This window comes from Blattabacterium cuenoti (genome assembly GCF_014251815.1).
Taxonomy (GTDB): Bacteria; Bacteroidota; Bacteroidia; order Flavobacteriales; family Blattabacteriaceae; genus Blattabacterium; species Blattabacterium cuenoti_E.
Genome location: NZ_CP059202.1, coordinates 253,140 through 278,690, shown reverse-complemented (window position 1 = coordinate 278,690; position 25,551 = coordinate 253,140). Strand labels below are relative to the sequence as shown.

General features: G+C 25.8%; 28 protein-coding genes. 7 read left to right on the top strand and 21 right to left on the bottom strand.

Going from position 1 to position 25,551, the window contains the following annotated elements:
• Positions 1-6: 6 nt before the first annotated feature.
• Together H0H54_RS01345 and H0H54_RS01340 are read right to left on the bottom strand one after the other, a co-directional pair.
• Entirely contained in the window at positions 7-987 is a 981-nt protein-coding gene (locus H0H54_RS01345; RefSeq protein ID WP_185863482.1) for a LuxE/PaaK family acyltransferase, read from the bottom strand.
• The gene (locus H0H54_RS01340; protein ID WP_185863481.1) at positions 977-1,486 is read right to left on the bottom strand and encodes a CvpA family protein; all 510 of its coding nucleotides are present in this window, start codon (positions 1,484-1,486) and stop codon (positions 977-979) included. The genes H0H54_RS01345 and H0H54_RS01340 overlap by 11 nt, the downstream gene beginning before the upstream one ends.
• Before the next feature lie 21 nt (positions 1,487-1,507).
• Between H0H54_RS01340 and H0H54_RS01335 the strand changes: the two genes are divergently transcribed.
• Positions 1,508-1,867: a hypothetical protein gene (locus H0H54_RS01335; RefSeq protein WP_185863480.1), complete on the top strand. Its 360-nt coding sequence runs from the start codon at positions 1,508-1,510 to the stop codon at positions 1,865-1,867.
• A gap of 8 nt (positions 1,868-1,875) precedes the next feature.
• The gene (gene pheS, locus H0H54_RS01330; RefSeq protein ID WP_185863479.1) at positions 1,876-2,859 is read left to right on the top strand and encodes a phenylalanine--tRNA ligase subunit alpha; all 984 of its coding nucleotides are present in this window, start codon (positions 1,876-1,878) and stop codon (positions 2,857-2,859) included.
• Here pheS and rlmB read toward each other — a convergent pair.
• Genes rlmB through H0H54_RS01315 form a run of 3 tightly spaced genes read right to left on the bottom strand, consistent with a single transcriptional unit; the run spans position 2,843 to position 4,232 of the window.
• A complete protein-coding gene (gene rlmB, locus H0H54_RS01325) occupies positions 2,843-3,604 on the bottom strand; it encodes a 23S rRNA (guanosine(2251)-2'-O)-methyltransferase RlmB (protein ID WP_185863478.1) in 762 nt (253 codons plus the stop codon). The two genes, pheS and rlmB, sit on opposite strands and share 17 nt — an antisense overlap.
• A 6-nt stretch (positions 3,605-3,610) precedes the next feature.
• Entirely contained in the window at positions 3,611-3,940 is a 330-nt protein-coding gene (locus H0H54_RS01320; protein ID WP_185863477.1) for a hypothetical protein, read from the bottom strand.
• A gap of 28 nt (positions 3,941-3,968) precedes the next feature.
• The gene (locus tag H0H54_RS01315; RefSeq protein WP_185863476.1) at positions 3,969-4,232 is read right to left on the bottom strand and encodes a YtxH domain-containing protein; all 264 of its coding nucleotides are present in this window, start codon (positions 4,230-4,232) and stop codon (positions 3,969-3,971) included.
• 96 nt (positions 4,233-4,328) lie between these two features.
• On the opposite strand from H0H54_RS01315, the gene murB reads away from it, so the two are divergent.
• Positions 4,329-5,351, top strand: a complete 1,023-nt coding sequence (gene murB, locus H0H54_RS01310; protein WP_185863475.1) for a UDP-N-acetylmuramate dehydrogenase — start codon at positions 4,329-4,331, stop codon at positions 5,349-5,351.
• An 81-nt stretch (positions 5,352-5,432) separates the two neighbouring features.
• Positions 5,433-6,215: a purine-nucleoside phosphorylase gene (locus H0H54_RS01305; protein WP_238784791.1), complete on the top strand. Its 783-nt coding sequence runs from the start codon at positions 5,433-5,435 to the stop codon at positions 6,213-6,215.
• Here the strand turns inward: H0H54_RS01305 and H0H54_RS01300 are convergent.
• A complete protein-coding gene (locus H0H54_RS01300) occupies positions 6,212-7,228 on the bottom strand; it encodes an Mrp/NBP35 family ATP-binding protein (RefSeq protein ID WP_185863474.1) in 1,017 nt (338 codons plus the stop codon). The genes H0H54_RS01305 and H0H54_RS01300 overlap by 4 nt on opposite strands.
• A gap of 89 nt (positions 7,229-7,317) precedes the next feature.
• On the opposite strand from H0H54_RS01300, the gene H0H54_RS01295 reads away from it, so the two are divergent.
• Positions 7,318-7,950: a 4'-phosphopantetheinyl transferase family protein gene (locus H0H54_RS01295; RefSeq protein ID WP_185863473.1), complete on the top strand. Its 633-nt coding sequence runs from the start codon at positions 7,318-7,320 to the stop codon at positions 7,948-7,950.
• 14 nt (positions 7,951-7,964) lie between these two features.
• Positions 7,965-8,594 (top strand): nicotinamide riboside transporter PnuC, encoded by a 630-nt coding sequence (gene pnuC / locus H0H54_RS01290; protein WP_185863531.1) that lies wholly within the window; start codon positions 7,965-7,967, stop codon positions 8,592-8,594.
• Here the strand turns inward: pnuC and hisS are convergent.
• The 15 genes from hisS to rsmH all read right to left on the bottom strand — a co-directional run bounded on the left by hisS (position 8,585) and on the right by rsmH (position 24,359).
• On the bottom strand, positions 8,585-10,000 hold the full coding sequence (gene hisS / locus H0H54_RS01285) for a histidine--tRNA ligase (protein ID WP_185863530.1): 1,416 nt from the start codon (positions 9,998-10,000) through the stop codon (positions 8,585-8,587). The two genes, pnuC and hisS, sit on opposite strands and share 10 nt — an antisense overlap.
• Positions 10,001-10,005: 5 nt before the next feature.
• The gene (gene ftsZ, locus H0H54_RS01280; RefSeq protein ID WP_185863472.1) at positions 10,006-11,349 is read right to left on the bottom strand and encodes a cell division protein FtsZ; all 1,344 of its coding nucleotides are present in this window, start codon (positions 11,347-11,349) and stop codon (positions 10,006-10,008) included.
• A gap of 11 nt (positions 11,350-11,360) precedes the next feature.
• Entirely contained in the window at positions 11,361-12,728 is a 1,368-nt protein-coding gene (gene ftsA, locus H0H54_RS01275; protein ID WP_185863471.1) for a cell division protein FtsA, read from the bottom strand.
• A gap of 4 nt (positions 12,729-12,732) precedes the next feature.
• Positions 12,733-13,407 (bottom strand): cell division protein FtsQ/DivIB, encoded by a 675-nt coding sequence (locus tag H0H54_RS01270; protein ID WP_238784790.1) that lies wholly within the window; start codon positions 13,405-13,407, stop codon positions 12,733-12,735.
• A 37-nt stretch (positions 13,408-13,444) separates the two neighbouring features.
• Complete coding sequence (gene murC / locus H0H54_RS01265; RefSeq protein ID WP_185863469.1) at positions 13,445-14,836, bottom strand: UDP-N-acetylmuramate--L-alanine ligase; 1,392 nt, start codon at positions 14,834-14,836, stop codon at positions 13,445-13,447.
• Positions 14,833-15,951: an undecaprenyldiphospho-muramoylpentapeptide beta-N-acetylglucosaminyltransferase gene (gene murG / locus H0H54_RS01260; protein ID WP_185863468.1), complete on the bottom strand. Its 1,119-nt coding sequence runs from the start codon at positions 15,949-15,951 to the stop codon at positions 14,833-14,835. The genes murC and murG overlap by 4 nt, the downstream gene beginning before the upstream one ends.
• Positions 15,938-17,131, bottom strand: a complete 1,194-nt coding sequence (locus H0H54_RS01255) for an FtsW/RodA/SpoVE family cell cycle protein (protein WP_185863467.1) — start codon at positions 17,129-17,131, stop codon at positions 15,938-15,940. The genes murG and H0H54_RS01255 overlap by 14 nt, the downstream gene beginning before the upstream one ends.
• Positions 17,128-18,006, bottom strand: coding sequence for a UDP-N-acetylmuramoyl-L-alanine--D-glutamate ligase (gene murD / locus H0H54_RS03100; protein ID WP_317168492.1), 879 nt, complete (start codon positions 18,004-18,006; stop codon positions 17,128-17,130). Before murD ends, H0H54_RS01255 begins: the two co-directional genes overlap by 4 nt.
• Positions 18,007-18,008: 2 nt before the next feature.
• A complete protein-coding gene (locus tag H0H54_RS03095; RefSeq protein ID WP_317168491.1) occupies positions 18,009-18,482 on the bottom strand; it encodes a Mur ligase family protein in 474 nt (157 codons plus the stop codon).
• Positions 18,483-18,494: 12 nt separating this feature from the next.
• Complete coding sequence (gene mraY / locus H0H54_RS01245) at positions 18,495-19,679, bottom strand: phospho-N-acetylmuramoyl-pentapeptide-transferase (protein ID WP_185863466.1); 1,185 nt, start codon at positions 19,677-19,679, stop codon at positions 18,495-18,497.
• A gap of 1 nt (position 19,680) precedes the next feature.
• Entirely contained in the window at positions 19,681-20,118 is a 438-nt protein-coding gene (locus H0H54_RS03090; protein WP_238784795.1) for a glutamate ligase domain-containing protein, read from the bottom strand.
• Between the two features lie 65 nt (positions 20,119-20,183).
• The gene (locus H0H54_RS01240; RefSeq protein WP_238784789.1) at positions 20,184-21,152 is read right to left on the bottom strand and encodes a Mur ligase family protein; all 969 of its coding nucleotides are present in this window, start codon (positions 21,150-21,152) and stop codon (positions 20,184-20,186) included.
• The gene (locus H0H54_RS01235; RefSeq protein ID WP_185863465.1) at positions 21,149-23,122 is read right to left on the bottom strand and encodes a penicillin-binding protein; all 1,974 of its coding nucleotides are present in this window, start codon (positions 23,120-23,122) and stop codon (positions 21,149-21,151) included. Before H0H54_RS01235 ends, H0H54_RS01240 begins: the two co-directional genes overlap by 4 nt.
• Complete coding sequence (locus H0H54_RS01230; RefSeq protein ID WP_185863464.1) at positions 23,122-23,448, bottom strand: FtsL-like putative cell division protein; 327 nt, start codon at positions 23,446-23,448, stop codon at positions 23,122-23,124. Before H0H54_RS01230 ends, H0H54_RS01235 begins: the two co-directional genes overlap by 1 nt.
• Before the next feature lie 14 nt (positions 23,449-23,462).
• Positions 23,463-24,359, bottom strand: a complete 897-nt coding sequence (gene rsmH / locus H0H54_RS01225; RefSeq protein WP_185863463.1) for a 16S rRNA (cytosine(1402)-N(4))-methyltransferase RsmH — start codon at positions 24,357-24,359, stop codon at positions 23,463-23,465.
• A 67-nt stretch (positions 24,360-24,426) separates the two neighbouring features.
• On the opposite strand from rsmH, the gene tgt reads away from it, so the two are divergent.
• Entirely contained in the window at positions 24,427-25,551 is a 1,125-nt protein-coding gene (gene tgt / locus H0H54_RS01220) for a tRNA guanosine(34) transglycosylase Tgt (RefSeq protein WP_185863462.1), read from the top strand.

Sequence of the window (25,551 nt, the reverse complement as noted above, 5' to 3'; positions counted from 1 at the left end):
AATAAACTAATAAATGGAAGTCATTAGATTACATCCTCGTATATCTGAAAAATCCATTCTTCCTAATACTTCGAATTCATTATCACTGATTTTTTTTCCCAAATCTTGGGTAGAAATAAAAGGACAAGATAGATAATTTGATAAATCAATAATATCAATCCCTCCTATTTTATTGTTATCAACATGTATAAAAGGATCTTCAGGATCTCTTATATATATTTTCATCCAAGGAGGACATTGAAATATACCGTTTTTCTTTGCATATGCTTGAGAAAGTAATTCTGTCATTCCATATTCCGAATGAATTTCCTTTACACAAAAAAATTTTTTTAAAATATTGTGTAATTCTTCTCGAATAATCTCTTTTCTTTTTCCCTTCATCCCTCCTGTTTCCATAATTATGACTTTATTTTGGAAATCATTTTGTTTCGTATGATTGTTTTTTTCTATAAAATCCAATAAAGAAAAACTAAGTCCAAAAATGAAAATATTTTTATTATTTTGATTAGGAATAAGATGCATATTTTTAGCATGATGGACAAAATGACTCCCATTTTTATATGTTTTTTGTATTAAATATTTTACCATATAAATTAAAGAAGAATCTTTTCTATCTGTAGGAAAAAATCCTAAAAACTTAAATTTATCTATTGGACCATAAAAAAATTCGAAACTGTTTCGAACACTATCAATGTAAATACTCAAATCTTTGATATAATGTTTACTTTTGATTCCAGTAGTCCCGCTGCTAGTAAAAATGATATCATAACAATTCGTTGTACTGCTAATACGATGCGTTTTAAAAAAAGAAATAGGTAAAAAAGGAATTTCAGAAATATTTCTTATTTCAAATGGATTCACCTCTAAGGATTGAAGATAACTTTTATAAAGTTTATTATTTTGAATTTGATAATGAAATATATCCCATGTCAAATTATCAAATTCTTTTTTTTCTAAAATAGAAAAAATCTTTTTTTTAAAATTCATAAAATTTTAAATATAATTCTTTCAATTTATTTAATAACGATCCTTTTTGATAGAAAAGGAATTGAAATTTTTTTTCAAAGGAATTTTGGAAGAAATTATAAGGAAATAAATCTATTTTTTTATTTGCTTCTTTTAGAAAAAGAATACATATTGAAAGACAAAAAAAATATTTAATCATGCCTAATACTCCGCCACCCAATCTATCTAGAGGCTTCATCCATGTAATAATTATTATCAATTCTATGATTTTTTTAATTATAAAAGCGATAAGAATAATAGAAAATAGCGAAATGATTATAGAATAAATCATCAAAATATAGGGCTTTTTACTTATTATATTGACATCTTTTAAAATCCCTTTTACGGAATTGAAAACATAAAAACCTTTGAAAATCAATATTAAAGATATCATAAATATGAATAATTGAGAAATTAACCCTTTTCTATATCCATGATATCCACCATATAAAACTAGAATTATAATAATAATATCTAACATATTTTTAATATACTAAATAAAATGGAAAAAAAATTTATGCAACAATTTCATACCAATTGGGATAAAATCATATCATATATACAAAATAATTTTTCTTTGAAAGGAAAAATTGATATAATTGGAATTATTTATCTAATAGGAATTCAAGAATTAGGAAAAGGAAAGAATCAATCTTTTAATAAAGAAGATAAAATTCATATTCTACATATTGCAATATGTAGAATATTAGAACCTTTTGGTTATTATTTGTTTCTGGGAAAAGATAAAGAAGGATGGCCTCATTATATATTGAAAAATAAAATTCCTTTTAATTATAAAGATCAATTATTTTTAATAAAAAAAGCTATTATTCGTTATATGAACGAGAAAAATATTATTTAATAAATATTATGGATAAAAAAATAGATCAAATTAAAAAAGAAATAAAATCTTTTCATATTAAAACATATAATGATTTAGAAGCATTTAGAATTAAATTTCTAGGAAAAAAAAAGGGAATGTTAATAGTTTTATTTAAAGAATTCAAAAAAATTTCCATTTATAAAAGAAAAATTTATGGAAAAATTATTAATGAATTAAAAAAAGAAGCTCAAAACAAAATAAATGTTTTTCACTTAAAAAATGACATAAAAAATGAGAAACTGCTAAAAGTAGATCCTACTATACCAGGACAATCAATAGAAATAGGAGGTAGACATCCTTTATCTATTATAAAAAATAGAATAATAGACATTTTTATAAAGATTGGATTTACTTATGTTGATGGGCCTGAAATAGAGGATGATTGGCATAATTTTACAGCTTTAAATATTCCTATTTTTCATCCATCTAGAGATATGCAAGATACATTTTTTTTATGCAAGAATCCAGATGTTTTGTTACGTACACATACTTCCTCTGTACAAATACGATATATGAAAAAACATATACCGCCTTTTCGTGTATTGTCCACCGGAAAAGTATATAGAAATGAAACTATTTCGTCACGTTCCAATTTCATGTTTCATCAAGCGGAAGGGTTTTATATAGATAAAAAAGTTTCTTTTTCTGATTTAAAACAAACAATTCATTATTTGATCACTTCTCTTTTTGGAGAAGCAAAGATTAGATTTCGTCCTTCTTATTTTCCATTCACAGAACCTAGTGCTGAAGTGGATATCTATTGTAATAGTGAATGGGTAGAAATTATGGGTTGTGGAATGATAGATCCACAAGTTTTAAAAAACGTAAATATTGATTCAGAAATATATTCTGGATTTGCTTTTGGATTGGGTATTGAACGTTTAGCTCTAATAATTTATAAAATAAAAGATATTAGAATTTATTTTGATAATGACATTCGTTTTTTGAAACAATTTAAAAGTGAGTTTTAGATTGATATTTTCTTTGTCTGAAGATCTCATACAAAATAATGCCACAAGCTACAGATACGTTTAAAGATGAAATTCCTTTTATTGCCGGAATTTTTGCTTTTTCATAGGAAGCTTTTAAATATTTAGAAGAAATTCCTTTTTCTTCATTTCCTAATATTAGAGCAGTTGGACCTGAAAAATCAATATCGTACCAATACATATTGGATTTTTCTGTAGCAGAAACAATTTTCAATCCATAATTTTTCAAAAATTCTATTGTGTTCAATATATTTTTTTCTTTACATATTGGAACCCTAAATAAAGCTCCTGAAGAAGTTTTTATAGAATCAGCCCCAATCATAGCTGTATCTTTTTTTGGAATAATAACAGCATCTGCTCCTGCACATGCAGCAGTACGTATGATTGATCCAAAATTTCTTACATCTGTAATTCTATCTAAAATGATCAAAAGTGGATTTTTTCCTTTTTCATAAAATATAGGAAGCAAATCTTCTATATGATAAGTTTCTATAGGAGGAATAACAGCAAAAACTCCTTGATGATTTTTATTTTTTAATTGATAGAATTTTTGTTTTGAAACAGTTTGAATTGGAATATGTTCTTTTTTGGAAATAGTTATTAATTTTTTGTAAGCATTTGACTCTTGTTTTAATCCTATTTGAAAAAAAAGTCTATTAATAGTTTTTTTAGCTATAATAGCTTCTATCAATGGGTGTATTCCATAAACAATTTCTAATTTTTTCATAGCATATCATTTTTTATGATCAAAAATTTTAATAAAAGATTTATTAAATAAATTCTTGATAATAAATCTTGTAATATCTCTTCCAAAACAAAATATGATAATAAAAATTAAGAAATATAAAATAGTTAAAATTCCAAATCCTATAACATAACTTCCAAAATAAAAAGAAAGAAAAAAACATAAAGAAAGGCTGACTAAAAAAAAAATAATAATACCAAATATCAACAGTAAAAAATTCAAAAAAACCTCTGTCATGATAGAAATCAACATTTTAATGACTTCATTTCTAAAAATACACCATTTTTTATGAATAAAATTCCTAATAAAAATGAACATTTTAAAGAAAAACCTATTTATTCAAATTTTAAGTTCCTAATTCATCTTCTACTTGATCCATTTTTTCTATTTTATTTTTTTTCCATTTAGATTCAAAGTTTGATTTAATTTTATGCACCTTTTTTCCGATTTTCTTACCAATTTCCTGTAAATTATTTCTTAATTCTTCTGTTTTTTTTTCTAATATGTTTTTGATTTTTTCTTCTTTTCTCGGAGTTAATATGATTCCTACTATTAAACCAGCCATGGTTCCTAAAATAACACCCCAAAAAAAATTTCCTCCTTTTTTCATAAAGAATAACAATTTTATATTTTTACTACAGATAAATTTAATCATACAATATTTACATACAAAATTGTATTTATGTATTTATGAAATATTTTTCACATGTTCATTAAAAAAAACTTTTCTCTGAAAAAATTTAATACATTTGGAATAAATGTTTATGCTCGTTATTTTGTAGAAGTGAAAAGTATAGAAGATATTCAAAAAATTTTTGATATATATCCGTATATATCAAAATTTTTTTTAGGAAATGGAAGTAATATTCTTTTTATAAAAGATTATTATCCGGGAATAGTTATAAAAATGGGAATGAAGGGAAAAAAAGTAATAAAAGAAAATGATGATGAAGCTATTGTTCAAGCTTATGCTGGAGAAAATTGGGATGAATTTGTAAATTGGACGATTAAAAAAGGATTTAGTGGGTTAGAAAACCTATCATTTATTCCTGGTACAGTTGGAGCAGCTCCCATTCAAAACATCGGGGCATATGGAACTGAAGTAAAAGATACTTTAATTAAAGTACAAGCATATGAAATAGATAATAGAAAAATAAGAGAGTTTACACGTAAAGAATGTCAATTAACATATCGTTATTCTTGTTTTAAGCATCCTTATTACAGAAATAAATTTCTGATTTTATCTGTTTTTTTTATTTTAAGAAAAAAATATAAACAATTAAATACATCTTATGTAGAAATTCAAAAAGAATTAGAAAATATAAATGTGAAAACACCTACTATTAACGATTTAATTCAGGCTATTTTTAATATTAGACAAAAAAAACTTCCAAATCCAAAAAAAATTGGAAATGCTGGTAGTTTTTTCACAAATCCTATAATAGGGGTGTTAGATTTTAAAAAACTTAAATATCAATATCCAGATATTACAGGATATAGTATATCTAATCAAAAAATAAAACTATCTGCTAATTCATTAATTGAAAATATAGGATGGAAAGGAAAAAAAATTGGAAATGTAGGAATATATGAAAAAAAACCTATCATTTTAGTAAACTATGGGAAAGCCTCTGGAATGGAGATATATTCTTTTTCTGAAAAAATAATGAAAAACATAAAAAAAAAGTTTGGAATCCTTTTGTCAAGAGAAGTAAATGTCATACCATAAATAAAAATCAATCAAATAATAATAATGAAACAATTTACCTTTGTTGTGTTCGTTCGTATAATTTGATAAAAACTTGAATTTATGTCAATGACTATAACTTTAGAAAAATCAAAACAATACATACAAAATAAAATCAAAGAAAAGCCTGATTTTGGTATTTTATTATTAGGAGATCAATTCGATAAATTGATAGAGGAGATCAAAAATCCTATATGCATTTTTTATGAAGAAATTCCTCTTTTTTCAAAAAAAAACTTATATGGAAAATTTTTATTCGGGAAAATAGGAGATAAGAATGTAGTCCTTTTAATAGAGCATTTTTATGAAGAAAATAGAATAAACAATTTCATTATTGTACAATTGTGTAAAAACATAGGAATAGATAAATTAATATTAATTAATCTTTCTGGTGGAGTAAATCCAAACTATAAAATGGGAGATGTTATGTTAGTTAAAGATCATATTAATTTTTTTCCTGAAAATCCTAATATAAAAGAATTTATAAAAAATAGATGTTTTGAAATCACAGAGCCATATGATAAAAAAATGATAGAAATTGCAGAAAATATTGCTATGAATCATAACATTATTATTCAGAAAGGAGTATATGTTGCTTATCCTTATCCTAATTATAAAACACATGCCGAATATGCAATGATACGATCTATGGGGGGGGATAGTGTAGGTATGAATATGATTACAGATGTTATCACAGCCAGATGCATGAATTTACGAGTCTTTTCTATATCCATTATTATGGGGTTATATGAACAAACTAAAGAAAATAATCTACTTTATCAAGAAACAGAAAAATCTATATCTCTCCTAATATTAATAATAAAAGAATTTATCAAACTTTGTTAAGTAATTCCGTGCAATTTATTTATAATATTTTTCGTAATATTCATAAATATATTTCTAGTTTCCTCATTTTCTAATACAACAGGTGTTCCTAAATCTGAATATTCTCGTATTTTTTGTAACATGGGAATTTCTCCCAGAAAAAAAATATTCATTTTTTTAGAAAAATCTTTCACTCCATTCTTTCCAAAAAAATAGCATTTTTCTTTTTTTGATAAAACATAAGACATATTTTCTATAATTCCAAGTATGGGGACATAAATAGATTCAATACGAAACATTCCTACAGACCGATTTACATCCGATAAAGCTATTTTCTGAGATGTACTTACTATAACAATTCCTTTTAATGGAATCTCTTGTAAAAGAGATAAATGAATATCCCCTGTTCCTGGTGGTAAATCTACAATTAAAAAATCTAATTTCCCCCAATTAGTTTCGTGCATAAATTGTCTTAAAACTTTAGTTACCATGGGCCCCCTCCAAACAATAGCCTGTCCATATTTTGAAAAAAAACCTATGGATAGAATTTTAACACCATAACTAGTAACAGGATTCATAATTCCATTTTTATATTGAAAATTCACAGATTTATTTTCAATATTAAACATTAATGGAATAGAAGGCCCATAAATATCAGCATCCAATAATCCTACATGAAAACCCATTTTTACTAAAGTAACAGCAATATTTGTTGCGATTGTAGATTTTCCTACTCCCCCTTTTCCAGAAGCGACAGCTATTATATTTTTTATTATAGATTTTGTCTTTGTATTTGTATCTGATTTTATTTCTATTTTTATACTTATTGTATCTGAAATATTTTGATTTTTTATAGAATGGGTGATATCTTTTATAAGTTTGTTTTTTATATGCATAGCAGGATTGGATAAACTCAAGTAGATCTTAATTTCATTATCTAATAAATCTATTTTTTTTACCCAACCAGATTCTATAATATTTTTATTATCAATAATAATAACATTTTTTAATGCTTTTTCAATTTTTTTTTTCATACATACATAACATATAATATATATACTATTTCACATTCACAATAGTACAAAAAAATAGTTAGATTGAAATATACTATAAAAAAAATAGAATGAATTTATACACCTATTACTATCATACAATAATCATGGTTTTTAGATGGAAACATTTTCTTTTTTTAGAAACTATGTTTTTAAAAAAACTTTTTCTTTCAGATAAAGAAAAGATGTTTTTTTTATCCCTGTCAAAAAAACGAAAAATAGAATTTTTAGGGATCCGTTATGCTTTGAGATATATGGGGATAAAAATGAATATTTTTTATAATAAAAAAAGAAAACCTTTTCTTTTTCCTGAAGAAAAATATATTTCTTTAAGTCATTCTTTTGAAAAGATTGCCGTAGCTATAAGTTCTTATCAGATAGGAATAGACATAGAAAAATTACGAGAAGATAAAAAAATAATGAAAATAAAAAAAAAATTTATTCGGGATGATGAATCCATTTTTATTCATCCAAATTATGAAGAAGATTATTTGTATATTATATGGGGAATTAAAGAAAGTTTATATAAACTAGAAGGTGGTATTTTTTATAGTTTTTTAGATCATTATAAAGTTTCTCCTTTTTCTATTAAAAAGGATTCTTGTGTATCATGTTGGATTATAAAAAATTCCTATAGTAAACGATTTTCTGCTTTCTATAGAAAAATAGAAAAACATTACTTAGTTTATATTATAGACAAATAAATGTGAATGTGAAAATGAATGATTGGATAGATATTCTTTTATCTCCCTATTATCATAATAGTTATTCTCACACAATTTTAGAATTTACGGCTGTAGTATTTACAATATCTAGTGTTTTTTTTGCTCAAAAAAATAATGTATGGGTATATCCAATAGGTATAATCAGCACTATTATATATAGTTATTTAACTTTTGAAATTTCTCTTTATGGAGATTTTATTATAAACTTGTATTACACGTTAATGAGCTTTTATGGATGGTATACATGGATATATAAAAAGGATAATAATAAAGAAATCCCTATTACTTTTTGTAATAAAAGAGATTATTTATATACTTTTATTTTATTTTTATTCACTTGTGTTTTTAGTGTAATGGTTTATCTTTTTTATGGAAAACTTAAATCTCATTCTGATTGGATAGATGTACTGACAACGGGAATTTATTTTTCTGGTATGTATCAAATGGCCATGAAAAAAGTAGAAAATTGGATATTTTGGATGGTAGGAAATGTAATCTCCGTTCCTCTTTATTTTTTTAAGGGTTTTGTATTGACAGGGATTTTATTTTTTTTTCTTGTCCTATTGTCTATAATGGGATTTTTGATTTGGAAAAAAAGAGCACTTAATCAAATTTATTCATAATTTTTTCGTTTTTCGTTAATTGATTCCACAACATCGTTAATGTTATCGTATTCTTTTTCTGTTTTTTTTTGAAGATCTTTCATTTTAATTTTGTTTTTATTGATTTCATTTTTCCCTATGCTAATAGCAAACGGAATATTGTTATCATTAGCATATCTAAATTGTTTTCCTATTTTATCTGCATTAGGATATAACTGAGTAGAAATTCCTTTTTTTCTCAAAAATTTGATTATTTTGTATGCATACAAAACCTCTTCATTTCCAAAATGAATAAACAAAACTTTTGAAGGATAATTGTAAACTGTTTGAAATAAATTTTCGCTCTCCATTTCTAAATAAATTCGATCCAAACCCAAAGAAACTCCAACTCCATAAGTATTGTTCATTCCAAATGAATTAGCTAATTGATCATATCTACCTCCTCCTCCAATAGAAATAGAATTTCTATTGTTGAATGGAACAATTTCTAATATTGTACCTGTATAATAATTCATCCCTCTGGATAAAGAAAGGTTCCATTCCAATTTTGTCTTTTGTAAAGAAATATTTTTTATATTGTTATAAATAAAATTTAAATCTCGTAGGCCTTTTTTTCCTTTTTCAGAATTTTGTAAGGCGACAGTCAAATGTTTTTCTTTATTATCGAAATTTTCTTTTATATCGATAAAATACGCCACTTTATCAAATGATTGAGATGAAATTCCTTTGTGAAGCATTTCTTTTTTTACTAAATCTCGTCCAATTTTATTCCATTTATCTAAAGATGTAGTAAAGTCTTTCCATAAATGATCTTTTATTCCAGCCATTTCAACTAATCCTCTTAATATATCTCTATGATTAATGTAAAGAATAATAGGAAAATTCAATTTAGTAAAAATTTCGTCACAAAGTTGAATTAATTCTATTTCTTCCCATAAAGAAGAAGAAAATGACATTATATCTGCATCACATTGATAAAATTCTCTAAATCTTCCTTTTTGAGGTTTGTCTGCGCGCCATACAGGTTGTATCTGATATCTTTTAAAAGGGAAAACGATTTCATTTTTATGCATCACTACATAACGAACAAAAGGAATCGTTAAATCATATCTAAGAGCTTTATTCGATATTTTTTCAATAAAATATTTTGAAATGTTCACTGTTTTTTTATCATTCTTAATTTCTTTTAAAAAATCTAAAAAATTTTTTTTAAAAAAATTACCTGAATGTAATAATTTAAATATTAAGGAATCTCCTTCTTCTCCATATTTTCCAATAAGAGTATAAATATTTTCAATAGAAGGAGTTTCTATTGGATTGAAACCAAAAAGTTCAAATTGTTTTCGAATCGTTTGAATTAAATAATTTCGCTTATTCATCTCAATGGATGAAAAATCTCTGGTCCCTTTGGGGATATTAAGAGTCATCAATTCTACTCTTGATTTGTATTATTTTCTTTTTTACGAATACGTTTTTTTAATATTTTTTCATTTTCATTGTATGAGATAGGAAGATCAAAATTATCTTCTAGCATATATTTTTTATGTTTTTTTTCTATAAAAAAATTTGAATTTATAGACTGATCAAAAATATTTTGTTTTTGATTCGATGAAAAGTCATTTTTTTTACTTTTATAATCTAAATGACTTGAATCTATTTTTGAAAAATAAGGATCAATTCGTTTAGAGTAAGAATGGATTTCTTCTATTTTGTTTAACCTTTGTTCATAAGGTTCTTCTAACCTATGAAATATTTTTTTCTCTTCGTGATTAATCGCACGCTGTATTTCCGTAGGAAAGCCCGTAGCTACTATAGTTACGGAAATTGCTTCTTCCAAGCTATCGTCTTCTCCTATCCCCATAATAATATTGGCGTTATTTCCTGCTTCAGTTTGAATATAATCACTAATAATTCCTATTTCATCTATAGTAATTTCTATTTTTCCTGAAACGATAAGAAGAAGAACATTCTTGGCTCCTGTAATTTTATTATCATTCAATAATGGAGAATCTAAAGCTTGCACTACAGCTTCCTTCGCTCGATTCTCTCCAACAGCAATGGAAGATCCCATAACAGCTGTTCCACTTTCTTTTAGAACAGTTCTTGTATCTCTTAAATCTATATTTTGTTTATAATGATGAGTAATGACTTCAGCAATCCCCTTAGCTGCAGTAGTTAAAACTTCATCTGCTTTTGCAAAACCAGCTTTAAATCCTAAATTTCCATATAATTCTCTCAATTTATCATTATTAATAACAATGAGAGAATCTACATTTTTTCTTAATGCTTCTATTCCTTTTTGAGCTTGTTGTAGTCTCATTTTTCCTTCAAAATGAAATGGAATTGTAACGATACCTACAGTTAAAATTCCCTTCTCTTTAGAAATTCCTGCAATAATTGGAGCTGCACCAGTTCCCGTACCTCCACCCATTCCTGCTGTAATAAAAGTCATTTTTGTGTTAGAATCTAAAATACTTTTTATTTCCTCCAAACTTTCTAATGCAGCTTTTTCTCCTACTTCTGGATCTGCTCCAGCACCAAGTCCTTCTGTAATAGAAGCACCTAATTGAATTTTTATAGGAACTGGATTATTATTTAATGCTTGTGCATCTGTATTACACGCTATAAAATCTACGCCAGTAATTCCTTGTTCAAACATATGACTTAAAGCATTACTTCCTCCTCCTCCGACTCCGATTACTTTTATGGAAGCTGAACGATTTTTTTTCAATTCCAATTGAGTGTTTTCTTTTTTTATAAAATCTTCTTTTTTCATTTCATGATTTATTATTCTGTATCATTCAATATTTGACGGAACTTATCTGCCCAAATTTCAAGAAAAGATTTTGATTTTTTTTTATTTTTTTTATTTTTATGATCTTCATCATAATTATAACTTAATCTACGATTTTTATTATAAAATTTTGTAGAAATAAACTCAGAATTTTCATCATATCTATGTCCCATATCTGGGTTTTTACAAAGATATTTTTTTTTATCATTAAGTCCTTTTATTACTAATCCTATAGACGTAGCGTATTCTGGATTATTTATAATACCATTTTCTCCTCCTGCAATATGTTCATTAGAATAACCTATACGAACATCCATCCCCGTAATATATTCTGTTAACGGACGGATATGTTGAAGTTGAGCCCCCCCCCCTGTCATAACTAATCCTGCAATAAGTCTTTTCTTTTGCTCTTCATTTCCATAATTTTTGATTTCCACATTTACTTGTTCCAAAATTTCACATACTCGTAGATGAATAATTTGGGAAAGGTGTTTTAAAGAAATTTCTTTAGGGTCACGACCTCTTAATCCAGGGATACAAACAATTTCTGTCTCCTTGTTTTCTCCTGGCCATGCAGATCCAAATTTTATTTTCAATAATTCTGCTTGCCGTTCAATAATCAGACAATCTGTTTTTATATTTTCAGTTATGACATTCCCTCCAAAAGGGATAACGGCAGTATGACGAATAATGTTATCTTTAAAGATAGCAATATCTGTAGTCCCCCCTCCTATATCTACTAAAGCCACTCCTGCTTCTCTTTCTTCTGTACTTAATACAGCTTCAGCAGAAGCTAAAGGTTCTAAAGTCATATCAGCTAAATTCAATCCTGCAGCTTTAACACATCTTCCAATATTTCGTATAGAAGAGATTTGTCCTACTACTACATGAAAGTTTGCTTCTAAACGACTTCCATACATTCCTATAGGTTCTCCTATTTCTGCTTGACTATCAACTTTATATTCTTGTGGAAGTACATGAATAATTTCTTCTCCTGGTTGCATCACCATTTTATGAACTTGATCTATTAATTTTTGTATATCTTTTTGACTGATGACATTTTCAAAATCTGATCTAGTAATATAATCATTATGTTGTAAACTTCTAATATGTTGTCCAGCTATTCCAACAATAACTTCTTTTACTTTTAACCCAGAACTATGCTCCGCCTCCGATACTGCTTCACGAATAGCCTCAATTGTTTGAGTTATATTATTTACAACCCCTCTATGCACACCTACACTTTTAGATCTACCTATGCCTAAGATCTCAATCTTATTATATTCATTTCTCCTTCCTACCATAGCTACAATCTTCGTGGTTCCCACATCAAGACCGATAGCTACATCTTGATATTCCATAGACTTATCTTTTTTTTGCGACTACTTGGTCTTTATATTGCAAATCAATCCTTTTGTATTGATCAATATCTATTTTATTTAGGTACTGCTTATAAAATGCTTTTAATTTATTCAATTTATTTTTAAAATCCTTTATATTTCCTAATATAATATGATGATTTCCGATTTTGGGTATTAAAATAAATGAATTTTCGTTATTTTTTTTTATGCTAATAATTTGGTTTTTCAATAACTCATCAGAATTTATAAATTTTATTAAATTTGTTAAATATTTTTTTTCTTCTTTTGAAAATGCTCCTTTTGCCAATATAACTTTTGGTGAAAAAAAAGAAGAAAGTTCTAAATTTTCCGCATCTTTGGTAAGATAATATTCTTTATTTCCATTCTTGATTCTTAATATGGGTTCTTTTTGCAAAATTCTAATGTTTAGAGTCCCATCCACACTAAGAAACACTTCAGATTTTTTTATAAAAGGATAATTATTTAATTTTTTTTCCATTATCAATATACATAATTGACCAATTTTTTTTTCAATTTCTTCTGTTTTATAAAACAGAATCTTTTTAACAATTTCTTCATTTATAAAATGATTTTCAGATAAGGGATCAATAACAATATTAAATTTTTTTACAATTCTATTTTTATGTGTTTTTTGAGAAAAATAAAAAAACGGAATCATACAAATTATATATAACAATAAAATCAAGAATGTTTTATTATTTTTCATTTATTTTTCCATATCGTTTACACAACCATTCTTTGATAGGAATAATTAAGGTATCTATATCTCCAGCGCCTATTGTCATAATAATATCAAAACATTTTTTTTTAACCTTTTCTAAAACTTGGGGCATAGTAGATATTTCTTTAGAGTTCATTTTAATTTTTTTTAATAAATTACTAGAATTAATCCCATTTATGGGGAATTCTCTAGCTGGATAAATATCTAATAATATTAAAGTATCAAGACGTTCTAAACTTTTCGCAAAAGATTCTTCAAAAAATTGAGTTCTACTAAATAAATGAGGTTGAAAAATCCCCAATATTTTTTTGTTTGGAAAACATTCTCTTACAGTATCGATTAAAGCATTGATTTCTGTAGGATGATGTGCATAATCATCTATATATATTTTTTTTGAAGATTGATAATGAATAGAATATCTTCTTTTAATCCCTTTAAATAAAAATAAAGCTTTCCTAATTTTTTCTTCAGGAATTTTTAAATAATCAGATATAGATAATGCGGCAGTAATGTTTTTTAAATTATGTTTACCTGGAATGGGCAAAGGTAAAGATTTCCATGTTTTGATAGGAGTATGAAAATCAAAATACCATTTATTTTCTTTCATATAAAGATGATTGGAATAATAATTTTCTTTTTTCAATACAGAATAATATATAGCGTGATTAGATAGAAAAGATTCTTCTTTACAAAGAAAGATTTTTTTATATGGTTTTTTTACTCTTTTTGAAAAAGTTATATAAGCTTTTTTCAAAGATTCTTTTTTGGGATAAGTATCAACATGGTCTTGGTCTAAAGAGGTCAAACATGCTATATTAGGAGATAAGTATAAAAAAGAATGGTCAAATTCATCGGCTTCTACCAAAAAAATTTTTTTTCTATTCAATATTCTATTCAATATTAAATTCGATTGATAATTTTCAGATATTCCTCCTAAAAAAGCAGTGACATTCATTCCTACACTATATAAAATATGTCCTAATAAGGTACAAGTCGTTGTTTTTCCATGTGTTCCTCCTATGGCTATGCAAATAGCGTTTTCTGTAATTAAAGATAATACTTGAGAGCGTTTTTTTATATTTTTTCCATATTTTATTAAATACATCCATTGTTTATGATGACTAGGAATAGCTGAAGTGTATACAATCAAACATTGTTGAGATAACACCCACTTGGGTAATGTTTCAATACTATCATGATAATTGATGGATATTCCTTCTTTTTCTAATTCTTTTGTCAAAAAAGTTTTATTCTTATCATGACCATAAACAGTTTTCCCCATAGTGTTAAAATATCTAGCTAAGGAACTCATCCCTATTCCTCCTATTCCTATAAAATAAAAAGAATCAATTTTGTTTAAATTCATAAAATAATTTGTAAAATCTCGTTTATAATATCGTTTGTTGCTTGAGGTTTTCCTAATTTTAATATGTTTCTTGTCATTTTTTCTTTCATGTTGTGATCATTCACTAATTGTATAACAGAATTCACTAGTTTTTGCTCTATTTCCTCATTTTTTATAATTAAAGCCGCTTTTTTTTCTTCTAATATTTTCGCATTTTTATTTTGATGATCATTTGAGGACCCAGGAAAAGGAATCAATATATATGGTTTTCCTACTAAACATATTTCTGATATAGTTAAAGCTCCAGCTCTAGATACTATGATGTCTGCCGCTGCATAATATACTGGTATATTTTCAATAAATTCCATAAAAATAATATTAGAATGATGAGATATTTTATCTTTTTTGATTTTATGAAAATCTAATTTTCCTACCTGCCAAATCAGTTGCATATCCCATTCTATTATCTTTTTTAATCCTTTTATCCAAGCCTTATTCATACTATTGGATCCTTGACTTCCTCCTATAGATAAAATAATAGGTTTTGTTCTTTTTAATCCTAAATGAATACAAGCTTTTTCTTTACTAGGTAATTGTTGTAATATTTCAGATCTTACTGGATTTCCGGTTACAACCGTTTTTTCCTTTGGAAAGTACTTTTTTGCTTGTTCATAAGCAATGCATATTTTATTTGCATAACGAGAAAATATTCTATTGGTCAATCCAGGAAAAGAATTCTGTTCTTGAATCAAGATAGGTATTTTATTTTTTTTTGCAGCATATAAAGTAGGAAAACTGACAAATCCACCTGTTCCAATAACTATATCTGGAGAAAACTTTTTAATAATTTTGTTAGCCAAAAATAAACTATATATTAGTTGCATAGACACAATCCAAGCTGACATAGAAAAAAATTTGTTTATTCCACCTGAAATACAAATTTCTTCAATGGAATATCCAAATCTGGGGATTTCTCGCATTTCCATGTGGTTTTTAGATCCAATAAACAAAATATCAATTTTTGGAATTTTTTTTTTAAGTTCATTAGCAATAGCTATTCCTGGATATATATGTCCACCGGTCCCTCCACTCCCAATAATTATTCTAGGTGGAATGTTATGATTAATGTGATTCATTATGAATTATAATTTTATCTGTCGAGTTCTTATATATTATTCGACTGACACTTAATATAATACCAAAACTAAAGAAAGTGACCCACATAGAAGTGCCTCCAGCACTAATCAGTGGTAAAGTTTGTCCTGTAACTGGAAATAAACCAACAGCTATTCCCATATTAATAAGGGCCTGATTGATAATAGGATAACCTACGGCAAGGACCAATAAAGAACAAAAATAATTTTGTACTTTCGTAGCTATTATCATAATTCTGATTAGAATTAGTATATAAATGAATAAAAGGATCACCCCTCCAACAGATCCGTATTCTTCGATTATAATAGAATAAATAAAATCTGAGGATGATTGTGGTAAAAAAGCCTTGAAAACACTTTTTCCAGGTCCACGACCAAATTTATTCCCTAAAACTATAGCTGTTTTAGATTGTTTCATTTGATAACTTTCTTCAGATTCATGATCCAAAAATTTTTCTATACGACTTTTCCATGTATAAACCCTATTCATAGGTTTTCCCCATTTAATAACAGAATAAATATATATTCCTGAAAATAAAATTCCCATTAAAAAAACCCCTATGATACTTGTGAATGGGTATCCTCCTATGAAAAGTAAAATTAAAACGGATATAAAAACAATAGCAGCAGTAGAACCATTGGCAGGGAAAATTAATCCAATAATAAAAAAGACTGGAAACAACAAAGGAAAAAAAGAATTGATGAAATTTATTCGTTCTTTCTTTTTTTTAGATAAATATCTAGCACAATAAACGAAAAGAACTAATCCAGCAATATTGGAAGTTTGAAAAGATATATTTATAATAGGAATATGTAACCAACGAGAAGCATTCACTCCATCCAATTCTTTTCTTTGAGTTATCGTGAAAATTAATAAAATGAATACGATAGGCATGGAAAAAATAGACATACGGTAAAAATATTTATAGTCTATGAATTGAGTGAAAAAAAGGATACAAAAGCCAACTAACAAAAAAAGAGCATGTTTTAATAAATAACTAAATACTGTATTTGTTCCTCCATATGTAGAAACTAAATTTGTGCTAGCAGAATAAACTGGCAGAAAGGAAAATATAGCTAACAAAGATATGAAAGCCCATAAATATCTATCTCCTTTTATGTATTTATTTAAAAATAGGCCTATTTTATTATAAATTTTCATAAACTCAGTTTGATTACTTCTTGTTTAAATTTGTTTCCTCTTTCTTTATAATCTTTAAAAAGATCAAAACTAGAACAAGCAGGAGAAAATAAAACATTATCTCCATGGGAAGATAATATATAAGCCATATAAACAGCTTTCTTAATATTATTTGTATCCAAAATAATATCAATAATCTTTTCAAAAAAATTTGTAATTTTTTTATTATTTTTTCCTAAACAAATTATAGCTTTTACTTTTTGTTTCACTAAAGGAATTAATTCTATATAATTGTTTCCTTTATCTTCTCCTCCTGCTATCCATATGATAGGTGCGTTTGTACTTTTTAATGCATAAAAAACTGCATTTACATTAGTGGCTTTAGAGTCATTAATAAATTGAACTCCATTTATACTTCGTATTTTTTCCATACGGTGTTCTATAGATTTCAATTTTGATAATATAGAAATTACTGATTCCTTTTTTACGTTTAATATTTCGGATATAATTGATGAAGCCATAATGTTATAAAGATTATGATCTCCTGTTAAAGGAATATTTTTTACATTTAGTAAATATATTTCTTGTTTTTTTTTATTTCTAATAAATATTTTTTTATCTTTTATATAAGCGCCTGTATGTAATTCTTCCTTTATAGAAAAAGGAATACATTGAGACTCAATAGAGTATTTATTTAACCCCTCTCTTATAATAGGATCGTCATAATTATAAATGAAAATATCTTCTTTTTTTTGAAAAGTCGCTATTTTAAATTTAGAATCAATGTAATTATCAATGTTGTAGTCATATTTATTTAAGTGATCTCTTGTTATATTTAATAATACTGCGATATTTGAACGGAAATTGAAACAATCATCTAATTGAAAACTACTCATTTCTAATATATAAACGTCTTTTTTTTTATGACTTCTTTAGAAAAACTATGTCCTATATTTCCTGCTATTCCTACATTGATTCCTTTTTTTTTAAGTATTTTATAAATAATGGAACATGTTGTAGTTTTTCCATTACTTCCTGTAATTCCGATGACATAAGAATTTTTTAAAAAATTTTTTCCAAACTCTAATTCGGATTGTATAGGAATTCCTAAAAAATTGATTTTTTTTATCAAAGGATTGTTTCTAGAAATTCCAGGACTTTTTATCACTTTAATAGCATTTTGAATAATCATATTATCTGTATGGCCTTTTTCTTCAAAAGGAATTTTATTTTCTATTAAAATTTTTCTGTATTTATTTAGAATCATTCCAGAATCTGATAAAAATATTTTGAATCCATTTTTTTTAGCTAATAAAGCTGCTCCTACTCCACTTTCTCCTCCCCCTAATACAATTATGAATTTTTTTTTCATTTTTTGTTTTTATTATATAATTAATAAAATAAACACTAACATAGAGAGCATCATTTGTATGATAATAAAACGATTGAAAATCTTATTTTCATGATATCCTAGTTTTTGAAAATGATGATGTAAAGGTGCCATAATAAAAATTCTTTTTCCTATCCCATATTTTTTTTTAGAAAATCTAAAATACAATACTTGCATGATTACAGAAATATTTTCAACAAAAAAAATTCCACATAAAATAGGCAATATTAATTCTTTTCTATTTATAATAGCTAATGTAGCAATAACTCCTCCTATAGTTAAACTTCCAGTATCTCCCATAAAAATTTGAGCGGGATAAGTATTATACCAAAGAAAACTTATTAAAGATCCTAAAAAAGAAAAAGAAAATATTATAATTTCTTCTATGTTAGGAATATATATAAAATGAAAATAGGAGGAATATATTTTATTACTAGAAATAATAGATAATAAAGATAAGGTAGCAAAAATAATAGAAGAAATTCCCGCTGTTAATCCATCTATTCCATCAGTTAAATTCGCTCCATTGGATAAAAACGTAATAATTCCTACAACAATAGGAATAAAAACAATCCATGTGTATTTTTTACATTTTTGATTATACCAACTCAAAAGATAAGCATAGTTAAATTCATTATTATGATATAAAATGGGGATGGTCGTTTTAAACCCATATTCTTTTTCTTTAAAAAAATGTGAATCTTTTGATTCTATTTTTTGTTTTTGAATAGAAGAAATACTTGTATTAAAATACATAGTAATACCAATTAAAATTCCTAATAAAATTTGACTAAATACTTTCCCTATTATACTAAGTCCTTTTTTATTATGTTTGATTTTAATATAATCATCTATAAAGCCAATACAACCTATATACAATGTAGTCATTATCAACATCAATACATACACATTATTTAATGTCGAAAAAAATATTGTAGGAATTAACGTAGAAAATATAATAACAACTCCCCCCATAGTTGGGGTCCCTTCTTTTTCTTTTTGACCAAAAAGTCCAAGATCTCGGATCTTTTCTCCTATAACATTATTTTTTCGATTCCAACATATAATTTTTTGATATAAAATCAACGCTATGCAAAATGATAAAAAAAAAGATATAATGGCTCTGTAAAAAACAGAATTTATATTAAAAAAAAATAAGTATTTAAAAAAATAAATCATCTTACTTATCGTAAGTTTCTAACAAATGTTTAACAATTTTCATATCATTAAAAGAATAACGTACTCCTTTGATTTCTTGAAAAGTTTCATGTCCTTTTCCAGCTATTAGAATAATATCTTTTTTTTTGGCAATTTGAATTGCAGTTTGAATAGCTTCTTCTCGTTTCATAAAAGTTAAAATATCTTTTTTTTTTAGATATGATTTAAAATTTTTCATGTCATGGAATATTTTATTGATGTCCTCATATCTAGGATTATCAGATGTAAAAATAGGTATATCACATGTTTCGTAAACAATTTTTCCCATCAAAGAACGTTTTTTTCTATCTCTATTCCCTCCACAACCTATGACGCAAATTAATTTTTCATCATATTTTTTTATGGCTTTAATAGTATTTAAAACAGATTTTAATCCATCTGGGTTATGAGCATAATCTATAATAATACGAAGACCTGAATGAGAAATAAATTGCTCAAAACGTCCATTTATAGGGCGAACATGTCTTATGCTTTTAACAATATCATTTTTTTTTTTCCTAATAATATAGCGGTAGCATAACTAGCCAATAAATTATAGATATTAAATCTTCCTATCAAATTGATAAATATTTGATGCCCATCAATGAGTAATTGATTTCCATCAATATTTTCTTTTAAAATTTTGATTTTAAAATCTGTTTTTTTTTTAATTCCATAAAAATAAATTTTAGCTGAAGTTTTTTTTATAATTTGATGTGAATTTTCATCATCCGAGTTTACCAACGCAAAAGCATTTTTAGATAAATTATTAAAAAAAAGTCTTTTAGTAGATAAATAATGACGAAAAGATTTGTGATAATCTAAGTGATCATGTGTAATATTAGTAAAAACTCCCCCTTTAAATAATAATCCTGCAATTCTTTTTTGATCTATTCCATGTGAACTTACTTCCATAAAAGCGTATTTACACCCTTTTTGTATTGAAATATTTAAATATTTATTAATTTCAATAACATTCGGAGTTGTATGTGTCGTAAGATACTTTTTGGATAATATTTTTATACACATAGTAGAAATAAGAATATTTTTTTCTCCCATTTTAGAAAATAATTGATGAAGTATTGTAGCTACGGAAGTTTTTCCATTTGTTCCAGTAATTCCTATTAATTTTATTTTTTTTGTAGGATGATCGTAAAAATTAGACGATATAATCCCTAAAGCTTCCACAGAATTTGGAACAAAAACATAAGTAACATGTTTATGAATAGAAAAAAATTTCTTTTCACAAATGATAGTATTAGCGCCTTTTTGTATAGCATCTATAATAAATTTGTGCCCATCTGTTTTTTTTCCTTTTATGGCTACAAAAATCATATTAGGTTGTACTATTTTGGAATCTACAGAAATTCCTTCTATAAATTTAGATGTATTTTTTATTCCTATTATTTTTAATACATGCACTTTTTCCAAAACATTTTTTAACAGTTTTTTCATTCTTCTAATTTCAAAAATATAATTTGATTTTTTTTTAATTTTTTTCCTGGTTGAACAGACTGATAAATTACTTTTCCTATTCCTTCATATTGTATATGAAATCCCCTATTCTCTAATAAAGGGATAATTTCTTTTCCAGGAACAGATACAACATTAGGCATTATCCATTTATCGATAAAAAAATATTTTGATTCCATAATTTTATTTAGTAAATCTTTCTGATTATTTTTCTTTTTTAAAAATATTCTTCTTCCTATTCTTGGATAAATAGATTTAGCAATTTTATCGAATACTGGAACGGCGACTTCAATTCCATAGTATCCTTTTTCCGGTTTTGAAATCACTACGATGCAAGAATATTTTGGATTTTTTGCAGGAAAATATCCGACAAAAGAACTATTATAAGATAAAGGTTTCCCTTTTATCCAATAATTTAACTGTGTTGTTCCTGTTTTTCCAGCATAAGGATATTCTGGGTTATAATATTTTTTGGCTGTTCCATTTTTTACGACCCCTTCCAACATATTCTGGACTTGAATTAAAGAATATTTTTTAGCTATAGAAGGATTCATAATAATAGGTTTTGTGTATTTTTTTATGCTTTTTCCATGATATTTTATTTCTCTAATAAATAAAGGTTTCACCATTTTTCCTTGGTTCGCAATAGCATTATAAAAAGTAAGTATTTGTAAAGGAGTTAATTTTATATTATATCCAAAAGTCATCCATGGCAAGGTAATACTACTCCAATTTTTCCCTCCAGGTTTTGGAATAAAAGGCATACTTTCTCCTGGGATATCTATTCCTATCTTTCTGTCCAATTTCCATTTCTGTAAATGTTTTATGAATTTTTCAGGATTTTCTTTATAATTTTCGTAAATAATTTTTGCTATACCTACATTTGAAGATCGTTCTAAAATTTGTTTTGGATTCATTTCTACGTATCCATTATAATGACTATCTCGTATTTTTTTTCCCCTTAATATCATGACTCCACCTTTGGTGTTTACAATCATATTTACATCTATTTTTTTATCTTCTAAAGCTGCAAGAATAGACATTGTTTTGAAAGTAGATCCAGGCTCTGTGCCTTCCCATACTGCGAAATTTCTTAAATCTTCATAAGTATTTTTTTTTGTTTTTTCTAGATTGATCATAGCAGGAATTTCTCCAGTTTTTACATCCATTAAAATTACACATCCATGATGTGCTTGAGAAACAGATAGTTCTTGAAGTAATGCATGGTATGCGATGTCTTGTAAATATATATCTATAGTGGAATAAACGTCTCTTCCATCTTCTGGATTAACATCGTTTTCTGATTTCAGTGGTTTCCATATATTAGAACTAATACGTTGTTCTAATCTTTTTCCATCTTTTCCTTTTAAATATTTGCTAAAAGCCCCTTCTAATCCGGCTTTCCCTCTATGATCATCATATCCTAATGTTCTTTTTCCAATATTTTCCAATGTATGAATTCTACATATTTTTTTTTCTACAATAAAACCACCTCGTATTTGACCTTTATTAAAAATGGGAAAATTTCGTAATATTTTAAAATGTGGATAATCTAAATTTTTTGCTAATAAAAAATATCTATTTCTCTTTTTTTTTTCGGATTGAAATTTTTTATAGAAAAAAAGTTTTGGTTTTTTGAATAAATTTTCCAAAGAATTACATAAAGAATAAACATTTTCTTGAAATAATTTTTCAGATATAGATCTAAAATCAATGTGAATATCGTATCTTATGACAGACATCGCTAAAATACTACTATCTGCTGCATAAATATTTCCACGTTTAGCCTTAATCAAATTGGTTCTAATCGTTTTTTCTATAACATATTTTTTGTATCCTTCTGAGTAATTTTGTATATAAAATAAATTGAAAATAATTAATGCTGCAATAAATATAAATAGGAAACCAATTAAATAAGATTTATATAATAAAATATACCTTTTTTGTCTCATTATTTATTTTCTTGTGTATGATTTTCTATAACTAATTCATATGGAGGAGATTCTAAATATTTTAATCCATTAACTAATTTTTTTCTTATAAAAGAGGCCAATTGCATTTTCATACATTTACTATGTATATCTGCATACTCAGATTTCAATTCTTTTATTTCTTCACTAATTTTAGTTATTTTTCTAATTTTACGATCCATCATATGTGAACTAGTAATACTAATTAAAGATAAAATTGTAATAAAAACAATAAAATTCCAACTACGATAAGCATCTTCTTTTACTAAAAATTTTCCTTTCAGGATATATTGTATATTTTTTTTCATGAAGAACATTATTTTTAAATCTTTTCTGCAATTCTTAATCTAGCGCTTCTAGATCGTGGATTTTTTATAATTTCTTGATAACTCGGTTTAATTACTTTTTTATGAATCATTCTAAATGGAAGGGGGTTCAAATTTATTTTATTTATTATAATTCCCTTTTTTAAAAAATATTTAATAATTCTATCTTCTATTGAATGATATGAAATCACAGCTATTCTTCCCTTTGGAAAAATAATTTTAGAAGATTCTAGTAAAAAATTCTTTAAAATATTTATTTCATTATTAACCTCTATTCGTATAGATTGAAAAAGTCTAGAAAAAAATCTTTTTCTTTTTTTAAAAGATCCTTTGATAAAAAAAATGTGAGTTAAATCCAAAGTAGTCGTAATATTTTTTATCAAACGTTTTTTTAATATTTTATTTACAATTTTTTTTGCATTTTTAAATTCTCCATATTCAGAAAATATATGAAATAATTTTTCTTTTGAGGATTCATTTAGAACATTTTGAGCGGAATAAAAAGATTCTTGATTCATTCTCATATCTAAAATACAATTAAATCGATTAGAAAAACCTCTTATAGGATTGTCTATTTGATAAGAGGAAATCCCTAAATCCACTAATATTCCTGATACTTTATCTATACAATTTTGATTCAAAATATCACGTATATGAATAAAATTATTGTGAAATAGATGAAAACGTTTATCTTTGATCCAATTTTTTTTTATGGATTCCTTGTCCTGGTCTAAAGCTATCAAAGTTGCTTTTTTATTTAACTTTTTTAGAAGTTCATAAGAATGCCCCCCTCCTCCAAATGTGGCGTCTACATAAATACCGTTTTGATCTGTAATTAAATTTTCTATACTTTCTTTGATCAGAACTGGTTTATGATGATATTGAAAATTCATTTTTATACATGGTATAGGTGTATGTAGGCGAAATTATATGTTTTATAACTAAACTATATATGTTGCAATGAAATTTAATTTAATTAAAACAGACATATCTTCTAAAGCAAGAATAGGAATTTTAGAAACAGATCATGGTAAAATAGAAACACCTATTTTTATGCCAGTTGCTTCAAAAGGTTATGTAAAATCTGTTCCAACACATGAACTTTATAAAGTATGTAAAATCATTCTTGGAAATACCTATCATTTACATTTACAACCCGGTATTGAAGTGTTACATAAAGCCGGAGGAATTCATTCTTTTTTGAATTGGAATAAATCTATCTTGACAGATAGTGGAGGATTTCAGATTTTTTCTATGAAAAAATTAAATAAAATTACTGAAGATGGAGTTTTATTTAAATCTATTATAAATGGATCTTTTCATTTTTTTTCTCCTGAAAAATCTATGAGAATTCAGCGTTTTATAGGTGGAGACATTATTATGGCTTTTGATGATTGTCCTCCTTTTCCCTGTAGTCACGAAGAAGCTAAAAAATCCGTAAATAAAACACATCGTTGGTTAAAAAAATGTTATTATTATTTAAAAAAAAATCCAGAAATATATGATTATAAGCAAGGTTTCTTTCCTATTATCCAAGGAAGTATTTACAGGGATCTAAGAAAATATTCTGCAGAAGAAATATCCTTGTTAGAACCTGAAGGATATGGAATAGGTGGATTAAGTTTAGGAGAAGAAAAAGAGCAAACACATAATATGACTGATTTACTAACAGACATTTTGCCTAAGGAAAAACCCAGATATTTAATGGGAGTTGGAAATCCTGTAGATATTTTAGAAGGAATTGCTCTTGGGGTGGATATGTTTGATTGTGTTTTACCTACAAGGAATGGACGTCATGGAATGCTATTTACATGGAAAGGAATTATGAATATAAAAAACAAAAAATGGGAAAAAGATTATTCTTGTTTAGATGAATTTGGAAATTCTTATGTAGATCAATTGTATAGTAAATCTTATTTGAGACATCTTTTTTTATCTAGAGATAATTTAGCGAAAGAAATAGCTTCAATTCATAATCTTTCTTTTTATTTTCATCTTATTCAGAAAGCCAAAATATATATCATGAACAACGAATTTTTGTCTTGGAAAAAATCTATAATTCCTTTTTTACAAAAACGTTTATAG